Origin of the sequence: Ruegeria sp. PrR005 (genome assembly GCF_010500245.1) — a bacterium.
GTDB classification, from domain to species: Bacteria; Pseudomonadota; Alphaproteobacteria; order Rhodobacterales; family Rhodobacteraceae; genus Ruegeria_B; species Ruegeria_B marisflavi.
On sequence record NZ_JAAGOX010000009.1, the window covers coordinates 1 to 26,869 of the forward strand.

The following is a 26,869-nucleotide window of genomic DNA, read 5'->3' on the forward strand; positions in this document are numbered from 1 at the left end:
GAGCAGCCCATGTAATGCAGGATCGGCGTGCCATCGAGCATGGAAAACCGGGTGGTGCCGTCGGGCATCAGGCCCTTGCCCTGGGTGGCGCGAATGGCCTGGCACAGGTTGGTCTTGCCGCTCAGGCAATATTCGCACTGGCGGCATTCGGGGGTGTAGAGCGGGATCACGTGATCGCCGGGTTTCAGGCTGGTGACGCCTTCGCCCACTTCCAGCACCACGCCCGCGCCCTCATGACCCAGGATCGCTGGGAACAGCCCCTCCGGGTCGGCGCCCGAGAGCGTGAACTCGTCCGTGTGACAGATACCGGTCGCCTTGATCTCGACCAGGACCTCACCGGCCTTCGGCCCTTCGAGGTTCACTTCCATCACTTCCAGAGGCTTGCCCGCCTCAACCGCTACCGCCGCGCGCGTCCGCATATTCTCTATCTCCCTGTCAGGTCTTCATTTCCCCGACCCAAGGACCGGGTTTCATCTACATTCGTTTCGTGTCAGGTTTTGACCGCACCTGACCACACGGAACCGACATTTGTCAAAAAGGGAACGCCAATGTACAGACTAGCCCCCGTTTTTCTCTTGCTGGCCGGCTGCGCCGACACGGTTGAGGAAACCCCGGTTGCAGAACCCGCTGCGATCGACCTGAGTATCTGCAAGGGCGAAGGGCTGGAGGACATGATAGGCCAACCGGTCGCGGACAATATGGGTCGGCTGCCCGAAGGGGCACGGGTAATTGGACCCGATACGCTGGTTACTCAGGATTACCAACCCAACCGCCTGAACGCGGCGACCGATGCCAACGGCATCGTGACCGGGCTGACCTGCGGCTGAACCCGCAGGAACCGGGTCGCGAAGGCCGCGCTGCCTGAGCAATAGTCGGGAAAACCGGATAGGAGATCCCGACATGATCCGCATCACCGCCCTGCCCACGGACGAGGTCCGCGCCCTGCAATCAGGCCAGCCCGACGCCTATGGCAACCGACCCGAACGCGCCGTTTCCGACGGGGCCGGAAACCCGTGCCGCCATTGCCTGCGCCAAATTCCCGAAGGGGCGGACATGCTGATCCTTGCCCACCGCCCCTTTGCCGCGCTGCACCCCTATGCCGAGACCGGGCCGATCTTTCTGTGTGCCGACCCCTGCACTCGCCATATCGACGACGGCACCCTGCCCGAAGTGCTGACCAGTTCGCCCGATTACCTGATCAAGGGCTACGGGCAAAACGACCGTATCGTCTATGGCACGGGTCAAGTCGTGCCAACAGCGGCGCTGATGACGGCGACAGAGGCGATCTTGTCGCGCGCCGACGTGGCCTATGTTCATGTGCGCTCGGCCCGCAACAACTGCTATCAGGCACGGATTGATCGCGCCTGACCCGGTGACTTTCGCGCCCCGACCTGTAGACTGTGCCCAAGGGGACGCAGGGGGCGCCTTTGGATACAGAGTTGATCCGTTTCGTGGTCGAGGAATCGCTGCGCATCGTGCAGCGGTACCTGTTTTTTGCGGCCGGAGCCTTCGGCCTGTTCTACCTGTTGCTGCGCCGTGCGATGTGGCCGCGCAAGATCCAGAAACGCTGGCCCCGGCTGACCGACTATGGCCGCGATCTGGTGTTTTCCCTGATCTCGGTTGGCATCTTTGCAGTGATCTCGTCGCTGATCTTTTTCGTGTTTCGCGACCAGACCAATATCTATGGCGGCTCGATGGGCAGCCAGGGCTGGGGATATCTGGCCTTCACCTTTGTCTGGATGCTGGTGCTGCATGACACCTATTTCTACTGGGTACACCGGTTGATGCACACCCGGGCACTCTATCGCCACGTGCATCTGGTACATCACCGCTCGACCAACCCATCCCCCTGGACGGCCTATGCCTTTCACCCGATCGAGGCGGTGCTGGAGGTCGGCATCCTGCCGATCATCGCCTTTACCCTACCGGTGCATTGGGCGGCGGTGATGTATTTCTTCATCTTCCAGATCGCCTATAACGTCTATGGCCACCTGGGGTTCGAGCTCTACCCGCGCGGGTTTCACAAGCATTGGCTGGGCCGCTGGATCAACACCTCGGTCGCGCATAACCAGCACCACGGGAGGTTCACCGGCAATTACGGGCTGTACTTCCTGTTCTGGGACCGGGTGATGGGCACGCTTCGCAGCGATTACGACGCCACCTACGTGGCCACCACCGGCGCCGAAACACCGGGCGCCGTCACCGTGCCGAGGTAAGGGCGAGGAACACGTCTTCGAGATTCGCCTGCTCGGTCCGCACGTCGCGAATGTGGATACCGGCTGCGCGGACGGCGGCCAGAACGTCTTCGGCACTGGTCTGGCGGCTGTGATAGCGCAGGGCAAGCGTGCCGTCGGCACGCGCCTCGGCCGCGATCCCCGGCCCCTGTGGCAGGACCGATACCGGGCCGTCGGGCTGGATCACCATCGCCCGCGCATCGAGCCGCCCCAGCAGGTTTGCGGTACTGTCCCGCGCCACCACGCTGCCCTGGTTGATGATGGCGATCTCGTCGCACATCTCCTGCGCCTCTTCCAGGTAATGGGTGGTCAGGATGATAGTCATGCCCTCGGCATTCAGCTTGCGCACATTGGCCCAGAGCATCTGGCGCAACTCGATATCGACCCCGGCGGTGGGTTCGTCCAGCACCAGCACCTGTGGCCGATGCACCAGCGCCTTGCCCAGCAACAGCCGCCGCCGCATGCCCCCCGACAGCGTACGGGCATAGGATTCGGCCTTGTCGCTCAGGCCGACCAGCGCCAGGATCTCGTCGCTCCATCGCTGCGATTTAGGCACACCGTAAAGCCCCGCCTGCACCTCAAGCGCCCCGCGCGGGGTAAAGAAGGGATCCAGGTTCAGCTCCTGCGGCATCACGCCGATGGCGGCGCGCGACTGGCGCGGGTTCTGGTCCTGATCAAAACCCCAGATCGTCACCTTTCCGGCGGTCTTGGTTACCAATCCCGCCAGGATATTGATCAGCGTGGATTTCCCAGCCCCGTTCGGCCCCAAGAGGCCAAACACCGACCCGCGCGGCACGCGCAGGTCGATCCCCCTGAGCGCGTGTTTTTCGGGCTGCCCGTGGCTGCCACGATAGGTCTTGGTCAAACCTTCGATACGGATCGCGTCTTCGGTCATGCGCGGGTCTTGCTCCTGCTCGACTTGTCGCTCATAAACGCACCTAATCCATGTCCGCACTGCCGACAACCTCAAGAAGGGCCCTCAAGCGATGACCATCGAAGCGCCGGAAACCAAGATCGTCGAGAAAAGCCGCGTTGCCTGCGACGGGGGCGAAGGCGCATTGGGACACCCGCGGGTATGGTTGCAGATCCCCGAGGATACCGGCTGGGTCGAATGCCCCTATTGCGACTGCAAATACGTGCTCAAGGGCAGCAAGGCCGAAGCCTGAAGCAACCCCGCAGCCCTTGCCCTTAAGGGCTCTGGGGCTGCGCCCTGCCCTCGCCCAAAGTTGACAGAGGACAAACGCCCTTTCCCAGCCGGGTTCGGCAGCAATCAACGCGTCCCTGGATGTTTGATCTCAGGGTTTGATGGTGCGATCCATCCGCTCCTCGGTCGGCCGGAAAAGACTGCTCATTTCGCCTCCCGAAGTTCAGGCGGTTGAATCACCACCCGGTAACGACAGCGACAAAACCAATGGGTCCAGAGCCCAGGCCGAGGGGTGGTGACCACAATTCCTGTTGCCTGGAGATGACAATGGATGACGGACCACCAAGCCTTCCTTTTTTCCTTTGACCCTTCCGCACTACCAAATGCTAGGTTGAAAAAAACTTGAGGCAGAGCATGGAACAGACACGTCGCGAAAAGCGCCGCGCTTTCAAACAATTCATCAACCAGAACGCTGCGGACCTTCCTATCAAGGAACACGGGGGCCTCCGGATAGTCAGTTTCGAACGGGACGGCAAATTCGATTATGACCTGTACCGCGAGGTTCAGACCCGCGGGAACAAGTACAAACTGGATTGGCAATGGGTACCGCATGAACATATCGAACTGTTGGCCGGGCATCTGTTGTCAATTGGGCTGACACCGAAGTTCGGCCTGTGTCATGGGACAAGACAGGGGTTTGAGCAGCGTTGGTTCCGGGAACATCTGCCGGGTCAGCCAAAGGTCATTGGGACAGAGATCTCGGACACCGCCGAAGATTTCCCGGACACGATCCAATGGGACTTTCACGAGGTAAAGCCCGAGTGGATAGGAGCAACCGATTTTATCTACTCCAATTCGTGGGACCACTCCTACGATCCGGTCAAGGCTCTTGCCGCCTGGATATCCTGTTTGACACCGGGCGGTGCGCTGCTGCTCGACCACGCCCAGGATTTCCTGCCCGATCAGGTCAGCACCCTGGACCCTTGCGGTATCTCCGAAGAAGGATTGGTTACCCTTCTGAATACTGAATTCGGCCACGAAGGAGGTGTGACAGGGGTGCTTCAAGGGGGCAAGCGCAAGCGAGAAAGCATTCGCACGATCGTGTACCGCAAAAACGATCATCTGTGAATCCCGGAGACAAAATGGACAGCTCCTGCTGCGCTCAAGGTGCAAGCAAGGAAGATGCGCTCTAGATCTTAGGCGTTCGCACAATTGCCATGACTTGACTCGAGCTCACCTCCTCTTTGGTGGCAGGAAAGCGATGGCTGATTATGGGCCGATATGGCGAGAGCCTGGCCCGGGGGATGAAACGGGGGTGCGCAGAGAAGCGCGCTTGAAGGCAGGCTATTGGTGTTTCCAGCTGCCGCATGGCTACAAATCCCACAAGACCAAAGAGCACGGCAAACTGATGTTGCGCCATGAACCGGTCGCCTCCCAGATACAGGAAGCCATCGAGGGTTACGCGCCAGCTCGGAAGGACATTAGCGAGAAGACTTCCCGCTTCGTGGCTTCATCGCCTGCGCCTGCTGCAACAAGCCTCTGACGGCGGCGTGGTCGAAAGGTCGCAACAGGAAGTATCCGTACTATCTCTGCAAGACCAAAGGCTGCGATGACTACCGCAAATCCATTCGGCGCGACAAGCTGGAAGGGGAATTCGAAGCGCTGCTGAAAGAGCTGAAACCCGGCGTCGGCCTGTTTAAAACGGCCTTTGAAATGTTCAAAGACCTTTGGACCGCCCAGGAACAATCCGTTGAGCAAGACAAGGAAGCGATTCAAAGGCAAATCAACCAACTCGATCGCAAGACCAATCAGCTTGTGGATCGACTGGTCGATACAGACAGCCCAACTCTGGTTGTTGCCTACGAGTCCCGCGTGAAGGAAATGGAGGAACAGAAGCTGTTTCTGACCGGACAATTGGCAAACACAGGCAAGCCGGTCACCCCCTTTGCCGATGTGTTTCGATCCGCTTTCGAATTTCTGGCAAACCCTTGGAATATATGGATTTCCGACCGCCTGGAAGACAAGGGGGCAGTCATGAAACTGGTCTTCTCCGACAACTTGACCTATTGCCGAAAGGAGGGTGCTCGAACCGCAAAAACCACCCTACCCCTCAAGGCTTTGGGAGGTTTTTTCGGCGTCGAGTTTGGAGTGGTGAGCCGTACAGGATTCGAACCTGTGACCCACTGATTAAAAGTCAGTTGCTCTACCAACTGAGCTAACGGCCCACTCTTTTGTCCGATCTTTCGATCCGTGGCGCTCTCTAAGCCATTTCACCGAGGTGGTTCAAGAGCTTATTTGCGCCTCGTGTCGCTTTCGTTTCCGGCGTATCCGGCGACCCGATAGGCGGCCTAATTAGGCAGGTGGCCGGGGGGGGTCAACCCCTTTTTTCCGGAATCTTTCCGGCGGGCTGGAATATTTTCTGGCCCGGCGCTATATGGCCGCCATGACGCAGCAGCAGAACACCGCTTTGACCTTCATGAAGATGCACGGGCTGGGCAACGACTTTGTCGTTGTCGACGCACGCACGCATCCGGTCGCGGTGTCGCCAGCGATGGCCCAGGGCATCGCGCATCGCCATTTCGGCGTTGGATTCGATCAGTTGGCGCTGATCGAGCCGGGCAAGGGCGACGCGCATCTGGTGTTTCTGAACGCCGACGGCTCGACCTCGGCCGCCTGTGGCAACGCCACCCGCTGCATCGCACGGCATCTGATGGACGAGACCGGCAAGACCGAGTTGCATCTGACCACCGATCGTGGCGATCTTTATGCGCGCGATGCGGGCGATGGGCTGACCTCGGTCAACATGGGGGCGCCGCAACTCCTGTGGCACGAGATCCCTCTGGCCGAAGAGATGGATACGCTGGAACTGCCCATCGAGGGCGGCCCGACCGCCACCGGCATGGGCAATCCCCATTGCACCTTCTTCGTGGCCGATGCCGAAGCGATCCCGCTGGCCGAGTTCGGCGCCCGCTACGAACATCACCCGCTCTACCCGCAACGCACCAATGTGCAGGTGGCCCAGGTGATCGGCCCCGACCATATCCGCATGCGGGTCTGGGAGCGTGGCGTCGGCATCACCCTGGCCTCTGGCTCCTCCTCCTGTGCGACGGCCGTGGCCGCCGCGCGCCGGGGCCTGACGGGCCGCAAGGTGCAGATCGACCTCGACGGCGGCACGCTCTTGATCGACTGGCGCGAGGACGGGGTCTGGATGACCGGCCCCACCATGCATGTCTTCAGCGCCACGCTGACGCCCGAATTCCTGGCCAGCCTGGGATGAGCGCGCCAAAGTTCACCACGCTCGGCTGTCGTCTCAACGCCTATGAGACGGAAGCGATGAAGGAACTGTCGGCCCAGGCGGGGCTGGGCAACGCCGTCATCGTCAACACCTGCGCCGTCACGGCCGAAGCCGTGCGCAAGGCCCGTCAGGAAATCCGCCGCCTGCGCCGCGAGAACCCCACCGCACGCCTGATCGTCACCGGCTGCGCCGCCCAGACCGAACCCGAGACCTTCACCGCCATGACAGAGGTCGACGCGGTGATCGGCAATACCGAAAAGATGCGGCCCGAGACATGGAAGAGCATGGCCGCCGATTTCATCGGCGAGACCGAGACGGTGCAGGTAGACGACATCATGAGCGTCACCGAAACCGCCGGTCACCTGATCGACGGCTTCGGCACCCGGTCCCGCGCCTATGTTCAGGTGCAGAACGGCTGCGATCACCGCTGCACCTTCTGCATCATCCCCTATGGCCGCGGCAACTCGCGCAGCGTTCCGGCGGGCGTGGTGGTGGACCAGATCAAGCGGCTGGTGGATCGCGGCTATAACGAGGTGGTGCTGACCGGGGTAGACCTCACCTCCTGGGGCGCCGACCTGCCCGCAAGCCCTAAACTGGGCGATCTGGTGATGCGCATCCTGCGGCTGGTGCCCGACCTGCCGCGCCTCAGGATCAGTTCCATCGACTCGATCGAGGTGGACGAGAACCTGATGCAGGCCATCGCCACCGAACCGCGCCTGATGCCGCATCTGCATCTCAGCCTGCAACATGGCGACGACCTGATCCTGAAACGGATGAAGCGCCGCCACCTGCGCGACGACGCCATCCGCTTTGCTGAAGAGGCCCGCAGCCTGCGCCCCGAGATGACCTTCGGCGCCGATATCATCGCCGGATTCCCGACCGAGACCGAGGCGCATTTCGAAAACTCGCTGAAACTGGTCGACGACTGCCACCTGACCTGGCTGCATGTCTTTCCCTATTCCCGGCGCGAGGGCACGCCCGCCGCCAGGATCCCCAGTCAGGTGAACGGCATGATCATCAAGGACCGCGCCGCCCGCCTGCGCGCCGCAGGCGACAGGCGCGTGGCGCTGCACCTTGCCGAACAGGTCGGCCGCAGCCACCGCATCCTGATGGAAAGCCCGCACATGGGCCGCACGGAACAGTTTACCGAGGTTGCCTTTGCCACGCCCCAGCCCGAAGGCGAGATCGTCACCGCCAAGATAACCGGCACCTCGGGCAGCCAGCTTTCGGTCTGAACCATCCCATGGCGACGGTTCTGTTCCTGCATGGCCCGTCCAGCAGCGGCAAGTCGACGATCGCCACCGCGATTCGCGCCGCATCGGACCGGCCCTGGCTGCATCTCTCCATCGATCACCTGCGCGACAGCGGCGCCTGGACACCCTCCGCCTACGCGAACTGGTCCACCGCCCGGTCCGGTTTCTTCGAGGGGTTTCACCGCGCCATCGCCGGATTCGCCGATACCGGCAACGACCTGATCCTTGCACATATCCTCGACACGCCCGGCTGGCATGCGCGCCTGCAACACCTGCTCGCCACACATACGCTCCTCTTCGTCGGCATTCACGCCCCGCTGGAAACCCTGACCCTCAGGGAACACCGGCGCGGCAACCGCCCCTCTGGCAGCGCCGCCCGCGACCATGCCCATGTCCACAGCGGCCTGAATTACGATCTGAAGCTCGACGGCACCGCCAGCCCGCAGGACAACGCAGGCAAGGTGCTCTCGGCCCTGGCCTCGCCACCAAACCCGTCCCGCTTCTTTCTGGTCGAAAATACTCCGGGGTGAATTGCCCGCAGGGCAAGAGGGGCAGCGCCCCTCTCCTACTCCGGATCCGCCAGCAGCTCTTCCATGAAGAGGCTCAGGAACTGCGTTCGCCCATCGACCCCCGCCTTGGCATAGATCGCCGCCGATTGCGCGCGGACCGTACCCGCCGCCCGGCCGCGCACCGTGGCGATGCTGTCGTTGTCCAATCCCTTCAGGATCATCAGCGCCACATCGCGTTCAGCGGGCGTCAGCCCCCAGGTGGAAAAGAACGCCTCGATCACCTCCGCCATCTCGCCCCGCGCCGCCATCAGCCCGGCGGTGACCCGGTCCATGCGCAACAAGAGCTGGCGCAGCTCGACGATCAGAACCCCCAGCCCCAAAAGCAGCACCACCGCGACAAAGCTTTCCATCCACAAATGACCCAGCGCCTGCCCGTCACCGGCATAGAGGTCGAATGCAACATCGCCGATGAAGAACAGCGCGCACAGCGCCTGGATCGTGGTCATCCAGGCCAGGACCGCGGCCCGGCGCTCATCCGCGCCGCCGGGCCGCAGCAGTTTTCCGACCGCAAAGATCATTTGACCGGCCTGTCACCCGCGACCTGTTTGCGCCCGTTGACCATCGCCCGCACCAGGGGCACCCCCGTCCGCCACTGGTCAAAGATCACGCCACCCACATGCAGGGCGACCGACAGCATCAGCCAGCCATAAGCCGCCTCGTGCAGCTCCTCGACCCAGTCGGCACCGAAAAAGGCAACGGTTCCCATCATGATCCCGGTCGCCGACAAGGCCAGCAGTGTAAGCCACAGGTTATAGACCATCAGCGCCCCCAGCGGGTTATGAGACAGATGCACCGCGCGGTCCCCGCTCAGCATGTCCCGTAGATGCCCCATGGCCGCAGCCGGGGACGGGGAGAAAGTGGTGAACCGCGCCGTTTTCGGGCCCACGATACACCACAAGAGGCGCAGCACAACCAGACCCAGCACCGCATAGCCGACCTGCTCGTGCAACCGGCCGTCCGGGTCGGTGACGCCCGCGTTCAGCAGCACGCCCAGGGCGACGCCCCAATGGGTGATGCGCACCAAAGGGTCCCACACCCGGTAGGTGCGGGCGCCCATGCGCCCGCCGCGTTCCCCGGCCACCCGACCGGTCATTTCGTCTTGATCTTGACGACCTTGCCGGTCGTCAGATCGACATCGACCTCGGCCATGGTCTTGTCCTTGACCACATAGGCCTCGATCTTGCCGTCCTCGGCCTCGGTCTTGCGCACCTCGTATCCAAGGTCCTTCAGGCTGGCGCGGACAGCTTCCTCGGTCGTGCCCAACACGGTTTCGGTGGTCAGGTCCATGGCAAACACGGGGGCGGCGGCCAGAGCCAGCGCGGCAACAAGAGACAGGGTTTTCATCTCGGATTCTCCTTCGGTCAGGGCCGGCGGGACATCCGCCGACACGACACGAAGCTGGCCGCGACAGCCCCCCGCCACCATGGGCCAAAGGCTTATCCCCCCGATATAAGCGCGTGCTGATGCGCGTTTCGGGCAGACCTCGCCGAACCAGTCTCAAGTCAACCGCGGGTCGCGCTGCCCCGATGCGGTCTGGCGCGCGGTCTCTTCCACGACCGCTCCGGTCCAGTCACCCGGAAAGATGGAACTGATCGCGCCCCGTCTCTTTGCCGGCAGGCCCGACGCGCGGCCAGGCGGTGGATCGGCAAAAGAAAACCCCGCACCGGGGTGCGGGGGTTTCCGAAACCAAAGCGTCGAAGCGGCTTAGTGCTTCTTGCCCTTGTGCGGTGCCCAGAGGCGCTTGTTGGTCAGGTACAGCATGCTGGCCAGGATGGTCAGAAAGATCACGCCGACCAGACCGGCCTGCTTGCGAGCCATCATCTTGGGCTCGGCCGCCCACATGAGGAAGGCCGAAACGTCAGCCGCCATGTGGTGCAGGTCATTGGCGTGACCATCGGCAAATTCCACCTGCTCGTCGCTCAGCGGCGGCGCCATCGAGATCCAGCCACCCGGGAAGGCGGTGTTCTCGTACAGGATCGAACCTGCCTCTTCCTTTTCCTCACCGGTATAGCCGGTCAGCAGCGAGGCGATGTATTCCGCGCCGCCGATCCCCTTGAACAACTGGTTGATGCCCAGACCGTAGGGGCCGTGGAAGCCCGCGCGCGCCTTGGCCATCATGCTGAGGTCCGGGGCGCCTGCGGCGGTGTTGGCCGGAAAGTGATCGGTCGGGATCGCCGGGCGATCGTCTTCCAGTTCCGGGTCATAGACCGAGAAAGTCTCGGACGCATAGGCGCGGACCTGTTCGTCGGTCCAGCCGATGCCACCCTCGTCGCCCAGCGTGCGCAGCGGCACGTATTTCAGGCCGTGGCAGGCCGCACAGACCTCGGTATAGACCTGAAGACCGCGTTGCAGCTGGTTCTGGTCATAGGTGCCAAAGGGGCCTTCGAACGAGAACTGGAAATCCTCGATATGCTGCTCTCCGCCGCCTGCCGCAAAGGATGCGACAGGAGCAAGCGCCAGGGCAAAAGCGGCACCGATTGCAAGTTTCTTGAACATGAGTTCCGGTCCCTCTTCTTACTCGGCCGGTGTGGCGTCAGACGCCGTGCCGTAGTGCGCGTTGAAGTCTTCCTCGATCGTGGCCGGCTGCGGCAGCGGCTTCTCGATCACACCCAGGATGGGCAGGATCACAAAGAAGTAGCCAAACCAGTAGGCCGAAGCGATCAGCGAGAACGATGCATAGGGCTCTTCCGCCGGCATCGCGCCCAGCCACATCAGGGCAAAGAAGTCGATGATCAGCAGGTAGAACCACCATTTGAACATCGGACGGTACTTGCCCGAACGGACCGACGAGGTGTCGAGCCAAGGCGCCAGCGCCATGGCCAGGATCGCGCCGAACATCGCCAGCACGCCAAAGAACTTGGCGTCGATGATGCCGCCGGTCACAAAGCTGGCGATCTGCACCACCCAGACCTCCGAGGTGAAGGCACGCAGGATCGCGTAGAACGGTAGGAAGTACCATTCGGGCACGATATGCGCGGGCGTCACCAGCGGGTTGGCCTCGATATAGTTATCGGGGTGGCCCAGGTAGTTCGGCATGAAGCCGACGATCGCCCAGAAGATCACCAGCACGATGGCCAGGCCGACCAGGTCCTTGATCACGAAATAGGGCCAGAACGGCAGCGTGTCCTTCTCGGCCTCGGCTTTCGACCCGCGACGAACCTCAACACCCGTGGGGTTGTTGTTGCCGGTGGTGTGGAAGGCCCAGATATGCACGACGACCAGCGCCGCGATGACGAAGGGCAGCAGATAGTGCAGCGAGAAGAAGCGGTTCAGCGTGGCGTTGTCCACGGCGGGCCCGCCCAGCAGCCAGGTCTGGATCGCCTCGCCCACAAAGGGGATCGCGCCGAACAGGCCGGTGATCACGGTTGCACCCCAGAACGACATCTGACCCCATGGCAGAACATAGCCCATAAAGGCGGTGCCCATCATGCAGAGATAGATCAGCATGCCGACGATCCAGGTGATCTCGCGCGGCGCCTTGTACGAGCCGTAGAACAGGCCGCGGAAGATGTGGATATAGACGGCGACAAAGAACAGCGAGGCCCCGTTTGCGTGCAGATACCGCAGCATGTGGCCGCCGTTCACGTTGCGCATGATGTGCTCGACGCTGGCGAATGCCATGTCGACATGCGGCGTGTAATGCATCACCAGCACGATGCCGGTAATGATTTGCAGCGCCAGGCAGAAGGCCAGGACGATGCCCCAGATCCACCACCAGTTCAGGTTCTTGGGGGTGGGGATCATGATGGTATCATAGATCAGGCCGACGATGGGCAGGCGGCTGTGCAGCCACTTCTCGGCGCCCGTCTTCGGTTCGTAATGGTCGTGCGGAATACCGGCCATGAGCGCGCTTCCTTATCCCAGTTTGATGGTGTTTTCGTCGACGAATTCTGCAACCGGAATGTGCAGGTTCTCGGGCGCGGGACCTTTGCGGATCCGGCCAGAGGTATCGTAGTGCGATCCGTGGCAGGGGCAGAACCAGCCGTGGAAATCGCCAGCGCCATCGCCCAGCGGCACACAGCCCAGGTGGGTGCAGACACCCATCATCACCAGCCACTCGCCGCTTTCATCCAGCGAACGGTTCTCGTCGCTGGCATCGGCACCCGGCTTGTTGGGGTTCTCTGCGCTCTGGTCGATCAGATCGCCCAGCTCGACGGCGCGGGCATCGCTGATCTCTTCCTCGGTGCGGCGGCGGATAAACACCGGCTTGCCCAGGAACTTCACGCTGATCTGGGTGCCCACTTCGACGCCGCTCACATCCACGCGAATCGACGACAGAGCCTGCACGTCGGCCGAGGGGTTCATTTGGTTGACCAGGGGCCAAACGGCGGCTCCCGTGGCTACGGCACCTGCGCCAGCCGTGGCGTAGTAGAGGAAATCTCTGCGGGTGCCTTCGTGATCTTCTGCGTGGGACACGAGGTTTTCTCCGATTCCAGCGCCCGGGTTCGGGCAAACATGCATGTACGCCGCACGGAATGCGGTGTCTCAGGGCGGGTATCTATCCGGGAGAAATCGGTTCGTCCAGCGGTCATAGGCGCGCAGGACGCCGCAGTTTGCCTTTCATGTCGCGGCAGAGCCACACAATTTCAAGCTCGACCCGGAATTTTTGCCCCCCTCAGGCCGCAGGCGGGCGCGTCGCGACCATCGAGGCACGCGATTCGAAATCGGCAAACCACGCGGCCAACGCCGGGTTCCCGTTGCGCCAACCGCGCGCGTCATGCCGGAAATCGACATAGGCCAGCGCACAGGCCACCGCGATCTGTCCCATGTCCACCGGCCCCGCCAGATGCGCCATCCAGCGGCTCTCCAACGCGGCGCAGGCGCGGGCGATCTTGTTCCACTGCCCTTCGGTCCACGCGTCCCAGCGCATGTCCTCGGGCCGCAGCCGCCCCTCATAGGTCATCAACAGCGCGGCGTCGGTGATACCGTCGCCCAGCGCCTCCAGCGTCATCGTGTTCCAGCGCCCGTCGCCCTCGGGATACAGCCCGCCCTTGTAACGCGCATCCAGATAGCCGGTGATCACCCGGCTGTCGAACAGGGTCGGCCCCTCGGGCCGTTCCAGCGCCGGCACCTTGGTCAGCGGGTTCTTGGCCAAAAGCGCCTCAGCCGGGACCAGCGGCGTGCCGCTGGCGGTCACCAGCTCGACATCGCCCAGCTTGCCGACCTCGTGCAGCAGCACCATGACCTTGCGCACATAGGGCGAGGTCGCGCTGTAATAGAGTTTCATCATGCTGCGCTCTCCTGAATTCGCAAATCGCGGCCCGAAAGAGCCGCAGGTACGCCAAGTGGTATCCGGCCCGCCCGCCAAATCAACCCCCGAACCTGACCTGACGTCGTGTTTGAGCATGCCGCACCCGCGCCGCTAGGCTGGCCGCACCCTCTGCAACCGGTATCCCGATGGACGCTCCCGCCCGCCCCGACCGCAAGTCCCGCCCGATTGGCGACATCACCCTGTCCTATGTCGAACGGCATCCCGAACTGCGCGGCCGGGGCAAGACCCTGTTCCTGTCGCACGCCACCGGGTTTCACGCTCGCGTCTGGGACCCGGTGATCGCCCGCCTGCCGCCGGTGCATTCGATCTGCGTCGACCTGCGCGGGCATGGTCACAGTTCCGGTGGCCCTTTCGACCATTGGCAGATCATAGGCCAGGACCTCGCCGCCCTGTTCGACACGCTCGACCTGCGCGAGCTTGTCGCGATCGGCCATTCCATCAGCGGCCACGCCCTGACCCAGGCCACGTCGCTCAGCCCCGACAGGGTGGCCGCGCTGATGCTGATCGACCCGGTGATCATGGACCCGGCCTTTTACGAGGTTGGCGCCCGGATCATGTTGGCCACAGGCCCGCACCCCGCCGCCCAGCGCAAGCGCGCCTTCACCGGCCCGGCCGAGATGTTCGCCCGCTTCCGCGACCGCAGCCCCTATGCGCTCTTCACGCCCGAGGCGCTGCACGCCTATTGCGATCACGCCCTGCGCCCAGACGGCCAGGGCGGCCTGACGCTCGCCTGCGCGCCGGAAACCGAGGCCGCGACCTATGCCGCCGCCTTTTCCAACCCGGGCATCTTCGACCATGTGGCACGGGTCGCCTGCCCGGTGCGCGTGCTGCGCTCGGACCCGTTCGACCTGAAAACGATGCACGATTTCACCCGCTCGCCCACCTGGCCCGGGTTGGCGGCGGCCTTTGCCCATGGTACCGACATCCACCGCCCCGACCTGACGCATTTCATGCCGATGCAGGAACCCGATTTCGTCGCCGCCGAAATCGCCCGCGCCGCCGGGCTGGCGGCTTAGGACACCGCCCGCATCAGCGCCGCCAGCGCCGCGACCTCGGACCCGACTCCGGCATCCTCCATCGCCTCTGCCGCGCCCAGCCGCGCGGCATCCGGCTTGTTCTGGCCCAGTTTCCAGGTTCCCTGCACATCTTCGACATGCAACCGGCAGGGCACGATCATTCGCATCATCCGCGCCAGCCCCTCAGGCTGCATCTTGTCCGCGACCCAGGGCGCCTTGGGTGCCAGCCGCCCCTCGAACTCGGCCGAGAGCCGGTCGAGCAGCCCGCGCATCTCCTCCTGCGGCCGCAGCTCCAGCCGTCCGGCCAGATGCACCGCAACATAGTTCCAGGTCGGCACCTGCTCTTCGACCCCGTACCAGTCGGGCGAGACATAGCTGTCTGGCCCGCTGACCGCCAACCGCGCCGCCACCGGCTCTGACAGCAGCCGCACGATCAGGTTCGACCGCACCAAATGCAGCTCCGCCACGTCCCCCGACTCGTTCAGCAGAAACGGCACGTGGCTGATCAGCGGCGCCCCCTCGGCCGCCACCGCCAGCACGCCAAACCCGCGCGCCCGGGCAAACTCCAGATTACGCGCGGTGCTTTCGCCACGAAACGCCGGGTTGGGATGCATCTCTGTTCTCCTGTCCTGTCGATTCCGTCTTGCAGCGGCGTGCGCGCCTTGGCAAGTTCTCCCTCGTTCTCAGGGCGGGGCGGAATTCCCCACCGGCGGTATGCGGGCCAGACCCGCGAGCCCGCGAGCGGCCCCGACGCTTTGTTCGGGGTGTCAGCAGATCTGGTGAGACGCCAGAGCCGACGGTCACAGTCCGGATGAAAGAGAACGCACGGCCAGGCCACGCAACCGCGTGTGCCCGTCCGTTCGTGATCGCCTTGGGTGACGTGTCATGCCACGCTGGCAGCGAAAAGTGGGAACCGGTTTTCGCGACCGCCAGCGGGCCACCAAACAGTAAGGAGATTACGATGACACACACCCGCTATGCCTTCATCAAGGCCAACTGGCATGCCGATATCGTCGACCGCGCGCTCGACGGCTTCCTCGAGCTCATCCCGGCGGAACAGGTCGACATCTACGACGTGCCCGGCGCGTTCGAGATGCCGCTCCTCGCCCGCGACCTCGCCCAGACCGGGCGCTATGCCGCCGTGGCCTGCGCCGCCTTCGTGGTCGATGGCGGCATCTACCGGCACGATTTCGTGGCCCAGGCGGTGGTCGACGGGTTGATGCGCACGGGGCTCGACACCGGCGTTCCGGTCCTGTCGGTCTCGCTGACCCCGCATCAATACCAGGAAACCGCGCATCACAACGCCATTTACCGCGCCCATTTTGTGGACAAGGGACGCGAGGCCGCCCGCGCCGCGCTCCAGATCGCCGCGACCCGGGCAAGACTGGCGCAAGCGGCCTGATCCTTCATTTCGCTCAAAATACTCCGGGGGGAGTCTCCGCATCGCGGAGACGGGGGGCAGCGCCCCCTCCTCCCTTTCCACGCCGCAAACCCCTTGAGGCCCGGGGCACAGCCCGCTAAGCACATCGCGCAAAGGAGCACGCCCATGTCGATGAACAGTTTTGGCCATCTCTTCCGCGTCACCACCTGGGGTGAAAGCCACGGTCCCGCGCTTGGCGCCACCGTCGACGGCTGCCCGCCCGGCGTGCCCATCGACGAGGCGATGATCCAGCACTGGCTCGACCGCCGCAAACCCGGCCAGAACAAATATACCACCCAGCGCCGCGAAGCCGACGAGGTGAAAATTCTCTCGGGCGTGTTCGAGGGCCAGACCACTGGCACCCCGGTGCAGCTGATGATCGAGAATACCGACCAGCGGTCCAAGGATTATGGGGATATCAAGGACAAGTTCCGCCCCGGCCATGCCGATATCACCTATTTCCAGAAATACGGTATCCGCGACTATCGCGGCGGCGGCCGCAGCTCGGCCCGTGAAACCGCCGCTCGGGTGGCCGCCGGTGGCCTCGCGCGCGAGGCGATCCGCGCCCTGGCCCCCAATGTCCAGATCACCGGTTACATGGTGCAGATGGGTCCGCACCGCATCGACCGCGCCCGCTTCGACTGGGCGCAGATCGAACAAAACCCGTTCTGGGTGCCCGATGCCCAGGCCGCCGCTGACTGGGCCGATTATCTCGACGGGCTGCGCAAGTCCGGCAGCTCGGTCGGCGCGGTGATCGAGGTCGTGGCGCGCGGCGTGCCCGCGGGCCTCGGCGCGCCGGTCTATGGCAAGCTCGACACCGATCTTGCCGCCGCGATGATGTCGATCAACGCCGTCAAGGGCGTAGAGATCGGCGAGGGCATGGGCGCCGCCGAACTGACCGGCGAGGCCAATGCAGACGAGATCTTCATGGGCCAGAACGGCCCGCAATACAGCTCGAACCACGCCGGTGGCATTCTGGGCGGCATTTCGACCGGGCAGGACATCGTGGTGCGTTTTGCCGTCAAGCCCACCTCCTCGATCCTCACCACCCGCAAGACCATCACCAAGTCCGGCGAAGAGACCGAGATCATCACCAAGGGCCGCCACGACCCCTGCGTCGGCATCCGTGCCGTGCCGGTGGGCGAGGCGATGATGGCCTGTGTGATTCTCGATCACCTGCTGCTGCACCGGGGCCAGATCGGGGCCAATCGTGGCCATATCGGCTGACCTGCACCAGGCGCTGCGCGGGATCGTCGCCCAGCGCATGGCGACCGACCCGGCGCATGATCTCGCCCATCTGGACCGGGTCTGGGTCAATGTGCAGGCCATCGCCGGACCCGGCGCAGACCGGGACGTGCTGCTGGCGGCCAGCTATCTGCACGATCTGGTCAACCTGCCCAAGAACGCGCCCGACCGGCACACCGCCTCGCGTCGCTCGGCCGCCGAGGCCGCGCCGATTCTGCGCGACCTGGGCTTTGACGACACGCAGATCGCGGCAACCGGCCACGCCATCGCTGCGCACAGCTTCTCCGCCGGGATACCGCCCGAGACCGAAGAGGCGCGCATCCTGCGCGATGCCGACCGGCTCGATGCGCTCGGCGCCATCGGCATCGCGCGCAACTTCTCGGTGTCGGGCTCGCTGGGCCGGGCGCTTTATGATCCCGCCGATCCCTTCTGCGAACGCCGCACACCCGACGATGCGCTCTATTCGCTCGATCACTGGCGGGTAAAGCTGCTGTCGCTACCGCAAGGCATGCTGACCGACAAGGGCCGGGCGCTGGCTGAGGCGCGCATCGCCCTGATGCTGCGCTTCCTCGACGATTTCGCGGCCGAGATCGGCACGCCGCTGCCTGCCGAATGGACACACGGATGAGCCAGATCCTGACCATCACCTTTCCGATCTATGCAGCACTTGCCATCGGGTTTCTGGTGGTCCGACAGGGCTGGTTCAGCACCGCAGACATGCGGGTGCTGGGCCGCTACGTGATGGACATCGCCCTGCCCGCGCTCCTCTTCAACGCGGTGGCCAGCCGCAACGTGGCCGAGGTGTTTCACCCCGGCTATATGCTGGCCTTTGCCGCCGCCGGGCTTGGCGCGGTCGCGCTCAGCTATCTGTGGTTCACGCTCACGGGCACCGAGGCCACCCGCCGCACGGTGGCGGTGATGGGCAGTTCCTGCCCCAATTCCGGCTTTGTCGGCTATCCGGTGATGCTGCTCACCTTTCCCGATCTGGCGGGCGTGATTCTGGCGCTGAACATGCTGGTCGAAAATGTGCTGATCATCCCCGCCTGCCTGATCCTGATGGACATGGCGCGCGGGCGCGGTCAGGGCGGCATCGGCCTGCGGATCGCCGGAATCCTCTGGGGCGTTCTGAAACGCCCGATGGTGATCGGCCTGCTGCTAGGCCTCGCGGTCAGTTTGGCGGGCGTGCCTGTGCCGCAGACCGTGACCCGGCTGATGCGGATGCTGGCCGCTTCCGCCTCGGCGCTGGCGCTTGTAGTAATCGGCGGTTCGCTCGCGGGCCTCGGCTGGCGCGGCAGTCGCTGGCATGCCGTGCAGATCTCGGCGCTGAAACTGTTGCTGCACCCGGCGCTGGCCCTGCTGGCGGTGATGCTGGTCGCCGCTATCGGCCTGCCGCTTGATCCCAACATGCGCACCGCGCTGATTCTGTCGGCGGCGATGCCGATGTTCGGCATCTACGCCGTTCTGGCACAGGAGCTGGGGCACGAGGGCATGGCCTCGATCGCGCTGCTCACGGCAACCACGCTGGCCTTCTTTACGCTCTCGGGCCTCCTGTACTGGCTGACCTGATCAGCGCCAGGCGGCAGGCGACGATCCCAGCTCACAAGCCGCACTGTCCCAGTGCATCGGCGCCCCCTCGACACTCAGCGCCGGTTTCAGCCGCCGCGCCGGTCCCCACGGGGTCCGCTCCTCCCAATCCGACAGGTCATCGGGGGTGGAGCCGGTAATCGCCGGACCCTCCTCGCCCGTCTCCAGGCCGCAAAGCAACTCTGCCGTACGCGCCAGCGACAACCGGGCCGAGGACACGCCTTCCCCCCGCGCCGCCCGCGCCAGCGCCGACAGGACCGCCGCCGCCATCAGATACCCCGTCGCATGGTCCAGCGCCTGCACCGGCAGCGGATGCGGCTTCTCCGCCTGGGCCCAGCCCATGCCCGCCGCGGCAATGCCACAGCTTATCTGCACCAGCGAATCGAACCCGCGCCGCCCGGCCCACGGCCCGGTCCAGCCATAGGCGCACAGGCTCACCTCGATCAGGTTTGGCGCCAGCTCCAAACGCCGCGCGGGCGAAACCATCGCATCCAGCGCGCCGGGACGATAGCCATGCACCAGCACATCCGCCCCCGCCAGCAGCGCCTCGAACCGCGCCCGGTCGGCGGCCTGCTTCAGATCCAGATGGGCACAGGTCTTGCCCAGTGTCACATCCGGCACCACCCCCGGCTCCGACCAGCTTGGCGGGTCGATGCGCAGCACCTCGGCCCCGTATCCGGCCAGCGTTCGCGTCGCCATCGGCCCCGCCAGCACCCGCGTCAGGTCAAGCACCCTCAGCCCTGCCAGCGGCCGCACCCGCGTACCGCCGAAATCGCGCAAGGCGCCCGTGCGCCGCGTCCAATGCACCAGCGGCTCCGCCGCCACCGCCGCCCCCTGCGGATGCGCCAGCCAGGCCGCGCGGTCACGCATCGCCGCCGCTGCCCCACCCGCACCCACGACCGCCGCTTCCAGCGCGTCGATCTCCCAGCCGCTTAGCGTCTCGGCAACCGCCGCGCGCTCCGCCGCACAGCCAAGTACCGACAAAGCCGCATCCCGGTGATGCGGCGCATTGGTATGCAGCCTGATCCAGCCATCCGCCGCCGCATAATCCCCCGCAATCGGATCCCAGGCCCCGGGCATCTGCCATCCCTGCGGATGGATTGACCAGGAATACCATAGCGAGGCCAACCGCCGGTCGACCGTCACCGCCGGACGCGGCCCGAGACCCGTGGCCTCGATCACCTCGCCCAGCGCCGCGCCCACCGCGCCAAAGCAGCGGGTCGCCAGCTCTGTCACCGCGAACCGGGACGGCCACGCGCCCACGCCCTGAACATCAAACGCCTGCGGCCCGAATGCGGCGGATAGCTGATCCATACCCTGTACTCCCACTGTCTTTCTGCACCTGCACAATGGCTGTTACCGGTAGCAAAAATCAAGCAATTGATCTTTCCCGGGCAAAGGCGCAGGTTCGCGGCATGGCAAAGCCCTTAACATCGCATCGACCGATTCTGGCGGTGACTCTCAAGCTCAGCGCGCTGGTGCTGTTCACCGGCATGTCAGCGATGATCAAGGCTCTGTCGGCCGATTTCCCGCCGGGCGAGATGGTGTTCTTCCGCTCGCTCTTTGCCATCCCGGTCATCCTTGTCTACCTGATCGCGCGCGGCCAGTTGCGGCAGGGGTTGATCGTCAAGAAACCGATGGGCCATTTCTGGCGCGGAGTGCTTGGGACCAGCGCCATGGGCCTGACCTTCACCGGCCTTGGCCTGCTTCCCCTGCCCGAAGTAACGGCCATCGGTTATGCCACCCCGATCTTCACCCTGATTCTCGCGGCACTGATGCTGGGCGAGACCATCCGCCTGGTGCGCATCGGCGCGGTCGTATTGGGCCTTTTGGGCGTGATCGTCATGCTCTGGCCGCGCCTCGGAACCGGCGCCTCGCTGGATCAGGCGGCCACCATCGGCGCGCTCTGCGTGCTGGGCGCGACCGTGGCGCGCGCCTTTGTCCAGATCCATATCCGACAACTGGTGCAGGTCGATCACGCCGCCGCCATCGTCTTCTACTTCTCGCTCACCGCGACCCTCCTGTCGGCGCTGACGGCGTTTTTCGGCTGGACCATGCCGACCCCGGAACAGGCCGCGATCCTGATCCTGACCGGGCTGATCGGCGGGGTGGCGCAGATCCTCGTCACCTCTTCCTACCGCTTCGGCCAGGCCTCGATGCTGGCGCCCTATGACTATGCCTCGATGCTGTTCGCCATCATCATCGGCTATGTCTGGTTCGACGAGTTGCCGACCCTGGTGATGCTGGCCGGCGCCCTGCTGGTGATCGCCGGCAACGTGGTGGTGATCTGGCGCGAGCGGCAACTGGGCCTCGACAATGTGAAGACCCGCCCGCTCAATCCCAAGGCGTGACCTTTACCTTTCTGCGCCACGCCCTAGGGTAGCGCGGAACCGGGAAAGGAACACAGATGACCGACGCGCAGGACCACAAGGAAAAGATGAAGGCCGTACAGGCCGAGCACCGCAAGAAAGTCTCCGAGGCGGTAGATCCCGGGCGCGGGCTGGTGCTGATCAACACCGGCAAGGGCAAGGGCAAATCCTCGGCCGCTTTCGGCGTGGTGATCCGGGCGCTGGGCTGGGGGCAAAAGGTCGCCGTGGTCCAGTTCATCAAAGGCAAGTGGAAGACCGGCGAACGGCGTTTCTTCGAGGAGCATAACCTGGTGACCTGGCACACGATGGGCGAAGGCTTCACCTGGGACACCCAGGATCGCGAGCGCGACATCGCCGCCGCCACCGCCGCCTTTGGCAAGGCGCGCGAACTGATGGAAAGCGGCGACTATGACCTCGTGGTGCTCGACGAGATCAACATCGCGCTGCGCTACGAATACCTCTCGGTCGATACGGTGCTCGACGGGCTCAAGGCCCGCTCGGACCGCACCAGCGTGTTCCTGACGGGTCGCGATGCGCCGCAGGCGCTGCGCGACTATGCCGATCTGGTGACCGAGATGACGGTCGAGAAACATCCGTTCGAAGCAGGGATCAAGGCGCAGCGCGGCGTGGATTTCTGACGCCCATGAGCCGGCAGGCCGAAAACCTCAGCGGCAGCCTCTACATGGTGGCCGCCATGGGCGCCTTTGCGCTCGAGGATATGTTCGTCAAATCCGCCACCGCGGTCCTGCCCGTCGGGCAGGTGCTGGTCCTCTTCGGACTGGGCGGCATGGGCATCTTTGCCCTGCTGGCCCGCTCGCGGGGCGAGGCCGCGTTTGTCCGGCCCAACCGGACGCTTGCGATCCGCTCCGGCTTCGAGGTGATGGGCCGCATCTGCTATACGCTGGCGCTGGCGCTCACCCCGCTCACCAGCACATCCGCCATCCTCCAGGCGACACCGCTGGTGGTGGCGATGGGGGCCGCGCTGTTTCTGGGCGAGACGGTGGGCTGGCGGCGCTGGGTCGCGATCCTGATCGGGCTGGCCGGCGTGCTGCTGATCCTGCGCCCGGGGATGCAGGGCTTTGTCCCCGCCTCGATCTTTGCCGTCCTCGGCATGATCGGCTTTGCCGGGCGCGACCTGGCCACCCGCGCCGCGCCACCCCGGCTCAGCAACGCACAACTGGGCGTCTACGGCTTTGGCGCGCTGGTGGTCTCGGGCATGCTGGCGCTCGGCTGGACCGGCGGCGCCACCCTGCCCGATTGGGGCTCAGCGCGGCACCTGGGTGCCGCGATCCTGTTCGGTGTACTGGCATACGAATGCCTGACCCGCGCGATGCGGCGCGGCGAAATCTCGGTCATCGCCCCCTTCCGCTATGCGCGACTGGTCTTTGCCATGATCCTCGGAATTGTGGTGTTTGGGGAAACCCCGGATGCCGCTACCTGGATCGGCAGCGCCATCATCGTCGCGGGCGGGATCTACACCATCCTGCGCGAAGGCCGCGCCAGACGCTGACTGGCCCCATCGGGGCCAGCCACAGAATTTCACAGAAATCCTGTCACCAGAAAATTTTCAATTTTCTGACTCGTTGCACCCGTCAGAGCGTCGACAAAACCGGGTCGAGCGTGACCGACCACAGCTCGGTATTGCCGCGATCCATCAGGCGGACCTTCATCTGCTGGGTGGCGGCGTCGATATCCACCAGGCCAAAGAACTGGAGCCCCATGCTGGGCGGCAGGTTCGCGCCCTGCTCCGGTGTCGGCGCCTTTACGAACTTCACCTCGGGGCCAAAGGTCCCATCCAGCTCGTTGGGGCCGAAGGTCCCGGCATGCAGCGGGCCCGAGACGAACTCCCAGAACGGCTCGAAATCCTGAACATGCGCCCGGTCCGGGCTGTAGTGATGCGCCGCGGTGTAATGTACATCGGCCGTGAACCAGACCGTGTTGCGCACGCCCGCGCTCTTGATGAAGCGCAGGAGTTCGGCAATCTCCAGCTCACGCCCCCGCGCCGGACCGTGGTCACCATTTGCCACCGCCTCGGCGCCTGCCTTTTCCTTCCAGTTGTCCCACACGATCAGGCCCAGCGGCATGTCGGATGCGATCACCTTCCAGGTCGCGGTCGAGGCCGCCAGCTCGCGCTTGATCCAGGCCAGTTGCTCGGCCCCCAGAATGCGGCTCTGATCGGTTATCTCCTCTTCCATCGAGGCGCCGTTCGGCCCGCGATAGCTGCGCAGGTCGAGGAAGAACACATCCAGCATCGGCCCGTAAGAGATCTTGCGATAGACCCGGCCCGGCTCGGCGGGCGTGATCCTGAGCGGCGTCATCTCGTGGAACGCCCGCGCGGCGCGGCTTTGCAGCACATGCACCGATTTCTCGGTGTAGCGGTCATCGGCGCTCAGGTCCTTGGCATCCGACCAGTTGTTGACCACCTCATGGTCGTCCCACTGGAAAAACGTCGGGCAATGCGCGTTCATCGCCTGCACATGTTCGTCCATCAGGTTGTATTTCCACTGGCCCCGGAACTCGGCCAGCGTCTCGGCCACCTTGCGCTTTTCTTCGATCAGGGTGGTGTTCTTCCAGATCACCGCGCCGTCCTTTTCGACCTCGTCCTTCATCGGGCCATCGGCATAGATCGTATCGCCGGAATGGATGAAGAAATCGGGCCGGTGCTGCGCCATCGTGGCATAGGTGCGCATACCCTCGTCGTCGATGCCCCAGCCCTGACCGGCGGTATCGCCCGACCAGGCGAACCGGATGTCGCGCCGCGCGGTCGGTGCTGTGCGGAACCGGCCTACGATGAGCTCGGACACGGCGCGGATATCGTCCAGATCGGCGGCGACAAAGCGATAGAAAACCTCCTGATCGGCCGGCAGGCCCTCGACCAACCGCTTGACGGCAAAATCGCTCTCGGGTGTGGCAAACATCGGCGACAGGCGGCGCGCATCGGCAAAGCTCTCGGTGCTCGACACCTCCATCATCACCTTTGCCGGGCGGTCGGTGCGGGTCCAGATCATGCCCGACATGGTATCGACATCGCCGGACTGCACCCCATGGGTAAAGACCGGGCGCGAGGCCGCGCGGCTGATCGACGGCATGGCCAGCGTTGCGGTGAAGGCGGTGCCGCCCGCCAGAAAGGCCCGGCGCGAGGGGCGAAGACGTCGTGTCATGCGAATGCTCTCCTGTCTGGCGGCCAAAGGGTCCGGTCCGCGCGATTGATAGGCCGCATGAGAGCCGCGGGTTTGTAAAACCCGCGGCTCAGATTCTTGAACTTCTCACGATGATATTGTGACGGATCGCTGCCGTCACAGGATAATTGTGACGGATCGCTGCCGTCACCGGCTTACATCGCCGGTTTCGCCTCGGGCGTGCTCAACGAGATCACGGTCACCACCGCCGCGCCGTTGACCCAGTAGAACAGCGCATCGAGCCCCGTGAACCCGAACAGGCTGGGCGCCAGCAGGAACACGACTCCGACGGTCAGGTCGACAGCCAGATGGAACTTGTAGGGCAGCACCCGCCAGACACCCAGATGGTGGTCGGTCAGCAGGGTCAGCACAAAGGCGGCAATACCGGTGATCACCGACAGCCACAGCGCCATCGGGTTCTCGGCGCCCAGACCCAGGATCACGGGCAGACCCATCAGGGCCAGCGCCACCGGATAGTCGAGATAGGCATGCACGGTGCGGGTAACAAAACGAATAGACATGTTTGGGGTCCTTATCAGGTTGGTTGAACCGCCCGATGGCGGCATGCTCCTGATATGGAGCCAGAAGCCCGAACGCTGAATGATCCAGAGTTCGAAAATTCCGTCAGATCGTTCAGGATGCAGCCAAGGCCTGCCGTTTCGCACTATCGAACTGCTGCCGATAGGCCGCCGGAGACACCCCAAGCTGCTTGCGAAACACCCGGCTGAACGCCGCTTCCGAGGCATATCCGGCCAGTTCGGCGGCATCGGCCACGCTCAACCGGCTGTCGACCAGCCCCTCGCAGGCGATCTGCATCCGCCACGAGGTCAGGTATTGCATCGGGGTCATTCCCATCTTGGCGGCGAAATGCTGGGCAAAGCCGGTGCGCGACTGGCCCGCGATCCGCGCCAGCATCTCGACCGTCCAGTCCTTTGCAGGGTCGCGGTGAAAGGCGCTCAGCGCCCGTGACAGGTTGGGGTCGGCAAACCCCGCCAGCGCCGCGTCATCGGGGCTGACGCTTTCCAGATGTGCGCGGATCGCCTGAGCAAACAGCGCCTCGGTCATCTTCAGCGCGATCAGATCGCTGCCCATCCGGTCGCGCCCCGCCTCGGCGGCAATCACCCGCAATGTCGCCTCCAGCCAGACGCCCCGCTCCTCGCCGTAATCGCGGATCAGGATATAGGGCGGCAGCCGTTCCAGCAGGGTATGGCCCGGGCAGGACCGGCCATGCATGCCATAGGTCAGATGCCCACAGATTAGCTGCGTGTCCTGATCGTCGTCGCCGCCGCCATAGACCAGCACCCCCTCGCCGCGATAGCCGGACTGGGCCAGCACCGTATCCAGCGGCAGCGCGGAATCGGGGCGGGAATGCTGGCACATCAGCATGTGCTCGGCCCCATGCGGGATCAGCACCAGATCGCCCTGGGTCAGCCGCAGCGTCTCGTTCGCCGCGGGCACATGCACCATGCATTCGCCGCGATAGGCGAAATGGAACCGGGCCACATTCTGATAGGACGGCACATGCACCCCGAACGGCGGCGTGAACGAGGTGCGGAAATACAGCGTCCCCTTCAGGGACAGGCGGGTGAGGATATCGCTGAGCAGGTCCAACATGCCGCCAGAATATCATATTTCTTCAACCCGTCCAGATAGCTGAACGATCTGCAATGTTCTTTGTCTTCACGCGCATTCAACATACCGGGAAACCCATTACTTCAGGGTTTACCGAAACCTTTTCAGGAGACAAGACATGAAGACCATTACCCTCGCCGCTGCGCTCGCCCTCGGATTCGCGGCGCACACCGCCCAGGCAGCAGACAAGATGAACGACCTCGAGATTGCGCATACCGCCTATACCGCCGGTCAGATCGACATCCGCTATGCGCATCTGGCGCTGGCCGTATCCGAGAATGCAGAGGTCCGCGCCTTTGCCGAAACCATGATCCGCGACCATACCGCGGTGAACGTGGCCGCCGGCGACCTGATCACCAAGCTGAACGTCACACCTCAGGACAACGACCTGAGCCGCACACTGGTCAAGGGCGCCGCCGACAAGCGCGCTGAACTGATGTCGCTCAGCGGCAAGGCCTTCGACTGCGCCTATGCCCAGAACGAACTTGGCTATCATCAGGTGGTCAATCAGACGGTCGAAGGCGTGTTCATCCCGACCGTGACCGTCGAACCGCTCAAGGATCTGCTGTCCGAAGCGCTCGTCACCTTCAAGGTGCACGAAGGCCATGCCGAGCAGATGGTGAACGGCCTGAAATGCGGCTGACCCGCAGACAGGTC

General features: G+C 64.2%; 32 protein-coding genes, 1 tRNA gene and 1 riboswitch. Of the genes, 18 read left to right on the top strand and 15 right to left on the bottom strand.

All coding sequences use genetic code 11. From position 1 onward, the window contains the following. On the bottom strand, nucleotides 1-419 hold a 419-nt coding region (locus tag G0P99_RS05575; RefSeq protein WP_164128409.1), incomplete at its 3' end, for an alcohol dehydrogenase catalytic domain-containing protein. A gap of 129 nt (nucleotides 420-548) precedes the next feature. Between G0P99_RS05575 and G0P99_RS05580 the strand changes: the two genes are divergently transcribed. The 3 genes from G0P99_RS05580 to G0P99_RS05590 all read left to right on the top strand — a co-directional run bounded on the left by G0P99_RS05580 (nucleotide 549) and on the right by G0P99_RS05590 (nucleotide 2,216). After that, nucleotides 549-827, top strand: coding sequence for an I78 family peptidase inhibitor (locus tag G0P99_RS05580; RefSeq protein ID WP_164128410.1), 279 nt, complete (start codon nucleotides 549-551; stop codon nucleotides 825-827). A gap of 73 nt (nucleotides 828-900) precedes the next feature. Further along, complete coding sequence (locus G0P99_RS05585) at nucleotides 901-1,368, top strand: DUF1203 domain-containing protein (protein WP_164128411.1); 468 nt, start codon at nucleotides 901-903, stop codon at nucleotides 1,366-1,368. 71 nt (nucleotides 1,369-1,439) lie between these two features. Further along, nucleotides 1,440-2,216, top strand: a complete 777-nt coding sequence (locus G0P99_RS05590; protein WP_239059696.1) for a sterol desaturase family protein — start codon at nucleotides 1,440-1,442, stop codon at nucleotides 2,214-2,216. Here the strand turns inward: G0P99_RS05590 and G0P99_RS05595 are convergent. Further along, complete coding sequence (locus G0P99_RS05595) at nucleotides 2,200-3,129, bottom strand: ABC transporter ATP-binding protein (protein ID WP_164128413.1); 930 nt, start codon at nucleotides 3,127-3,129, stop codon at nucleotides 2,200-2,202. The genes G0P99_RS05590 and G0P99_RS05595 overlap by 17 nt on opposite strands. Before the next feature lie 91 nt (nucleotides 3,130-3,220). Between G0P99_RS05595 and G0P99_RS05600 the strand changes: the two genes are divergently transcribed. From G0P99_RS05600 to G0P99_RS25020, 3 genes are all read left to right on the top strand, one after another. After that, the gene (locus tag G0P99_RS05600) at nucleotides 3,221-3,400 is read left to right on the top strand and encodes a zinc-finger domain-containing protein (RefSeq protein WP_164128414.1); all 180 of its coding nucleotides are present in this window, start codon (nucleotides 3,221-3,223) and stop codon (nucleotides 3,398-3,400) included. Nucleotides 3,401-3,792: 392 nt separating this feature from the next. After that, the gene (locus G0P99_RS05605; protein ID WP_164128415.1) at nucleotides 3,793-4,506 is read left to right on the top strand and encodes a trans-aconitate 2-methyltransferase; all 714 of its coding nucleotides are present in this window, start codon (nucleotides 3,793-3,795) and stop codon (nucleotides 4,504-4,506) included. A 411-nt stretch (nucleotides 4,507-4,917) separates the two neighbouring features. Then, complete coding sequence (locus tag G0P99_RS25020; RefSeq protein WP_203582989.1) at nucleotides 4,918-5,565, top strand: zinc ribbon domain-containing protein; 648 nt, start codon at nucleotides 4,918-4,920, stop codon at nucleotides 5,563-5,565. Here the strand turns inward: G0P99_RS25020 and G0P99_RS05615 are convergent. Next, nucleotides 5,528-5,603 (bottom strand) — tRNA-Lys (locus G0P99_RS05615). The two genes, G0P99_RS25020 and G0P99_RS05615, sit on opposite strands and share 38 nt — an antisense overlap. A gap of 218 nt (nucleotides 5,604-5,821) precedes the next feature. Here G0P99_RS05615 and dapF point away from each other — a divergent pair. Genes dapF through G0P99_RS05630 form a run of 3 tightly spaced genes read left to right on the top strand, consistent with a single transcriptional unit; the run spans nucleotide 5,822 to nucleotide 8,456 of the window. After that, nucleotides 5,822-6,655 (top strand): diaminopimelate epimerase, encoded by an 834-nt coding sequence (gene dapF, locus G0P99_RS05620; protein WP_239059698.1) that lies wholly within the window; start codon nucleotides 5,822-5,824, stop codon nucleotides 6,653-6,655. Beyond that, nucleotides 6,652-7,908, top strand: a complete 1,257-nt coding sequence (gene mtaB / locus G0P99_RS05625; RefSeq protein WP_164128417.1) for a tRNA (N(6)-L-threonylcarbamoyladenosine(37)-C(2))-methylthiotransferase MtaB — start codon at nucleotides 6,652-6,654, stop codon at nucleotides 7,906-7,908. The genes dapF and mtaB overlap by 4 nt, the downstream gene beginning before the upstream one ends. 8 nt (nucleotides 7,909-7,916) lie before the next feature. Further along, nucleotides 7,917-8,456, top strand: a complete 540-nt coding sequence (locus G0P99_RS05630) for a chloramphenicol phosphotransferase CPT family protein (protein ID WP_164128418.1) — start codon at nucleotides 7,917-7,919, stop codon at nucleotides 8,454-8,456. A gap of 35 nt (nucleotides 8,457-8,491) precedes the next feature. Here the strand turns inward: G0P99_RS05630 and G0P99_RS05635 are convergent, their stop codons facing one another. The 7 genes from G0P99_RS05635 to G0P99_RS05665 all read right to left on the bottom strand — a co-directional run bounded on the left by G0P99_RS05635 (nucleotide 8,492) and on the right by G0P99_RS05665 (nucleotide 13,722). Next, nucleotides 8,492-9,013: a helix-turn-helix transcriptional regulator gene (locus tag G0P99_RS05635; protein ID WP_239059699.1), complete on the bottom strand. Its 522-nt coding sequence runs from the start codon at nucleotides 9,011-9,013 to the stop codon at nucleotides 8,492-8,494. Further along, the gene (locus G0P99_RS05640) at nucleotides 9,010-9,588 is read right to left on the bottom strand and encodes a cytochrome b/b6 domain-containing protein (protein WP_203582984.1); all 579 of its coding nucleotides are present in this window, start codon (nucleotides 9,586-9,588) and stop codon (nucleotides 9,010-9,012) included. Before G0P99_RS05640 ends, G0P99_RS05635 begins: the two co-directional genes overlap by 4 nt. Beyond that, nucleotides 9,585-9,839, bottom strand: coding sequence for a PepSY domain-containing protein (locus tag G0P99_RS05645; protein WP_164128419.1), 255 nt, complete (start codon nucleotides 9,837-9,839; stop codon nucleotides 9,585-9,587). The genes G0P99_RS05640 and G0P99_RS05645 overlap by 4 nt, the downstream gene beginning before the upstream one ends. 360 nt (nucleotides 9,840-10,199) lie before the next feature. Then, a complete protein-coding gene (locus G0P99_RS05650; protein WP_164128420.1) occupies nucleotides 10,200-10,991 on the bottom strand; it encodes a cytochrome c1 in 792 nt (263 codons plus the stop codon). 18 nt (nucleotides 10,992-11,009) lie between these two features. Further along, nucleotides 11,010-12,338 carry a cytochrome b gene (gene petB, locus G0P99_RS05655; protein WP_164128421.1) on the bottom strand — a complete coding sequence of 443 codons (1,329 nt, stop codon included), beginning with the start codon at nucleotides 12,336-12,338 and terminating at the stop codon, nucleotides 11,010-11,012. 12 nt (nucleotides 12,339-12,350) lie between these two features. Continuing rightward, on the bottom strand, nucleotides 12,351-12,911 hold the full coding sequence (gene petA / locus G0P99_RS05660) for a ubiquinol-cytochrome c reductase iron-sulfur subunit (RefSeq protein WP_164128422.1): 561 nt from the start codon (nucleotides 12,909-12,911) through the stop codon (nucleotides 12,351-12,353). A gap of 199 nt (nucleotides 12,912-13,110) precedes the next feature. Further along, nucleotides 13,111-13,722 carry a glutathione S-transferase gene (locus tag G0P99_RS05665; RefSeq protein WP_164128505.1) on the bottom strand — a complete coding sequence of 204 codons (612 nt, stop codon included), beginning with the start codon at nucleotides 13,720-13,722 and terminating at the stop codon, nucleotides 13,111-13,113. A 170-nt stretch (nucleotides 13,723-13,892) separates the two neighbouring features. Between G0P99_RS05665 and G0P99_RS05670 the strand changes: the two genes are divergently transcribed. Further along, a complete protein-coding gene (locus tag G0P99_RS05670; protein ID WP_164128423.1) occupies nucleotides 13,893-14,783 on the top strand; it encodes an alpha/beta fold hydrolase in 891 nt (296 codons plus the stop codon). Here G0P99_RS05670 and G0P99_RS05675 read toward each other — a convergent pair. Next, nucleotides 14,780-15,397, bottom strand: coding sequence for an FMN-binding negative transcriptional regulator (locus tag G0P99_RS05675; RefSeq protein ID WP_164128424.1), 618 nt, complete (start codon nucleotides 15,395-15,397; stop codon nucleotides 14,780-14,782). The two genes, G0P99_RS05670 and G0P99_RS05675, sit on opposite strands and share 4 nt — an antisense overlap. A 61-nt stretch (nucleotides 15,398-15,458) precedes the next feature. Then, a riboswitch (FMN riboswitch) is annotated at nucleotides 15,459-15,610 on the top strand. Between G0P99_RS05675 and G0P99_RS05680 the strand changes: the two genes are divergently transcribed. The 4 genes from G0P99_RS05680 to G0P99_RS05695 all read left to right on the top strand — a co-directional run bounded on the left by G0P99_RS05680 (nucleotide 15,595) and on the right by G0P99_RS05695 (nucleotide 19,014). Continuing rightward, nucleotides 15,595-16,185 carry a 6,7-dimethyl-8-ribityllumazine synthase gene (locus G0P99_RS05680; RefSeq protein ID WP_255455758.1) on the top strand — a complete coding sequence of 197 codons (591 nt, stop codon included), beginning with the start codon at nucleotides 15,595-15,597 and terminating at the stop codon, nucleotides 16,183-16,185. Its footprint overlaps the riboswitch before it by 16 nt. A 144-nt stretch (nucleotides 16,186-16,329) precedes the next feature. Beyond that, the gene (gene aroC, locus G0P99_RS05685) at nucleotides 16,330-17,430 is read left to right on the top strand and encodes a chorismate synthase (protein ID WP_164128426.1); all 1,101 of its coding nucleotides are present in this window, start codon (nucleotides 16,330-16,332) and stop codon (nucleotides 17,428-17,430) included. After that, nucleotides 17,414-18,076, top strand: coding sequence for an HD domain-containing protein (locus tag G0P99_RS05690; protein WP_164128427.1), 663 nt, complete (start codon nucleotides 17,414-17,416; stop codon nucleotides 18,074-18,076). The genes aroC and G0P99_RS05690 overlap by 17 nt, the downstream gene beginning before the upstream one ends. Continuing rightward, nucleotides 18,073-19,014, top strand: a complete 942-nt coding sequence (locus G0P99_RS05695; RefSeq protein WP_164128428.1) for an AEC family transporter — start codon at nucleotides 18,073-18,075, stop codon at nucleotides 19,012-19,014. Before G0P99_RS05690 ends, G0P99_RS05695 begins: the two co-directional genes overlap by 4 nt. On the opposite strand, the gene G0P99_RS05700 is transcribed toward G0P99_RS05695, so the two are convergent. Continuing rightward, on the bottom strand, nucleotides 19,015-20,346 hold the full coding sequence (locus G0P99_RS05700; protein ID WP_164128429.1) for a CoA transferase: 1,332 nt from the start codon (nucleotides 20,344-20,346) through the stop codon (nucleotides 19,015-19,017). A 101-nt stretch (nucleotides 20,347-20,447) separates the two neighbouring features. On the opposite strand from G0P99_RS05700, the gene G0P99_RS05705 reads away from it, so the two are divergent. From G0P99_RS05705 to G0P99_RS05715, 3 genes are read left to right on the top strand one after another with little or no spacing between them, the layout of a single operon-like run. Next, nucleotides 20,448-21,383 (top strand): DMT family transporter, encoded by a 936-nt coding sequence (locus tag G0P99_RS05705; protein WP_164128430.1) that lies wholly within the window; start codon nucleotides 20,448-20,450, stop codon nucleotides 21,381-21,383. 56 nt (nucleotides 21,384-21,439) lie between these two features. Beyond that, complete coding sequence (gene cobO, locus G0P99_RS05710; protein ID WP_164128431.1) at nucleotides 21,440-22,039, top strand: cob(I)yrinic acid a,c-diamide adenosyltransferase; 600 nt, start codon at nucleotides 21,440-21,442, stop codon at nucleotides 22,037-22,039. 5 nt (nucleotides 22,040-22,044) lie between these two features. Then, the gene (locus G0P99_RS05715) at nucleotides 22,045-22,911 is read left to right on the top strand and encodes a DMT family transporter (RefSeq protein WP_164128432.1); all 867 of its coding nucleotides are present in this window, start codon (nucleotides 22,045-22,047) and stop codon (nucleotides 22,909-22,911) included. A gap of 82 nt (nucleotides 22,912-22,993) precedes the next feature. On the opposite strand, the gene G0P99_RS05720 is transcribed toward G0P99_RS05715, so the two are convergent. The 3 genes from G0P99_RS05720 to G0P99_RS05730 all read right to left on the bottom strand — a co-directional run bounded on the left by G0P99_RS05720 (nucleotide 22,994) and on the right by G0P99_RS05730 (nucleotide 26,194). Next, the gene (locus G0P99_RS05720) at nucleotides 22,994-24,562 is read right to left on the bottom strand and encodes an alkaline phosphatase (protein WP_164128433.1); all 1,569 of its coding nucleotides are present in this window, start codon (nucleotides 24,560-24,562) and stop codon (nucleotides 22,994-22,996) included. A gap of 173 nt (nucleotides 24,563-24,735) precedes the next feature. After that, complete coding sequence (locus G0P99_RS05725) at nucleotides 24,736-25,101, bottom strand: hypothetical protein (protein WP_164128434.1); 366 nt, start codon at nucleotides 25,099-25,101, stop codon at nucleotides 24,736-24,738. Between the two features lie 112 nt (nucleotides 25,102-25,213). Then, nucleotides 25,214-26,194, bottom strand: coding sequence for an AraC family transcriptional regulator (locus G0P99_RS05730; protein ID WP_164128435.1), 981 nt, complete (start codon nucleotides 26,192-26,194; stop codon nucleotides 25,214-25,216). Nucleotides 26,195-26,330: 136 nt separating this feature from the next. Here G0P99_RS05730 and G0P99_RS05735 point away from each other — a divergent pair, with 136 nt between their 5' ends. Beyond that, complete coding sequence (locus tag G0P99_RS05735; RefSeq protein WP_164128436.1) at nucleotides 26,331-26,855, top strand: DUF4142 domain-containing protein; 525 nt, start codon at nucleotides 26,331-26,333, stop codon at nucleotides 26,853-26,855. The last annotated feature ends 14 nt before the right edge of the window (nucleotides 26,856-26,869 follow it).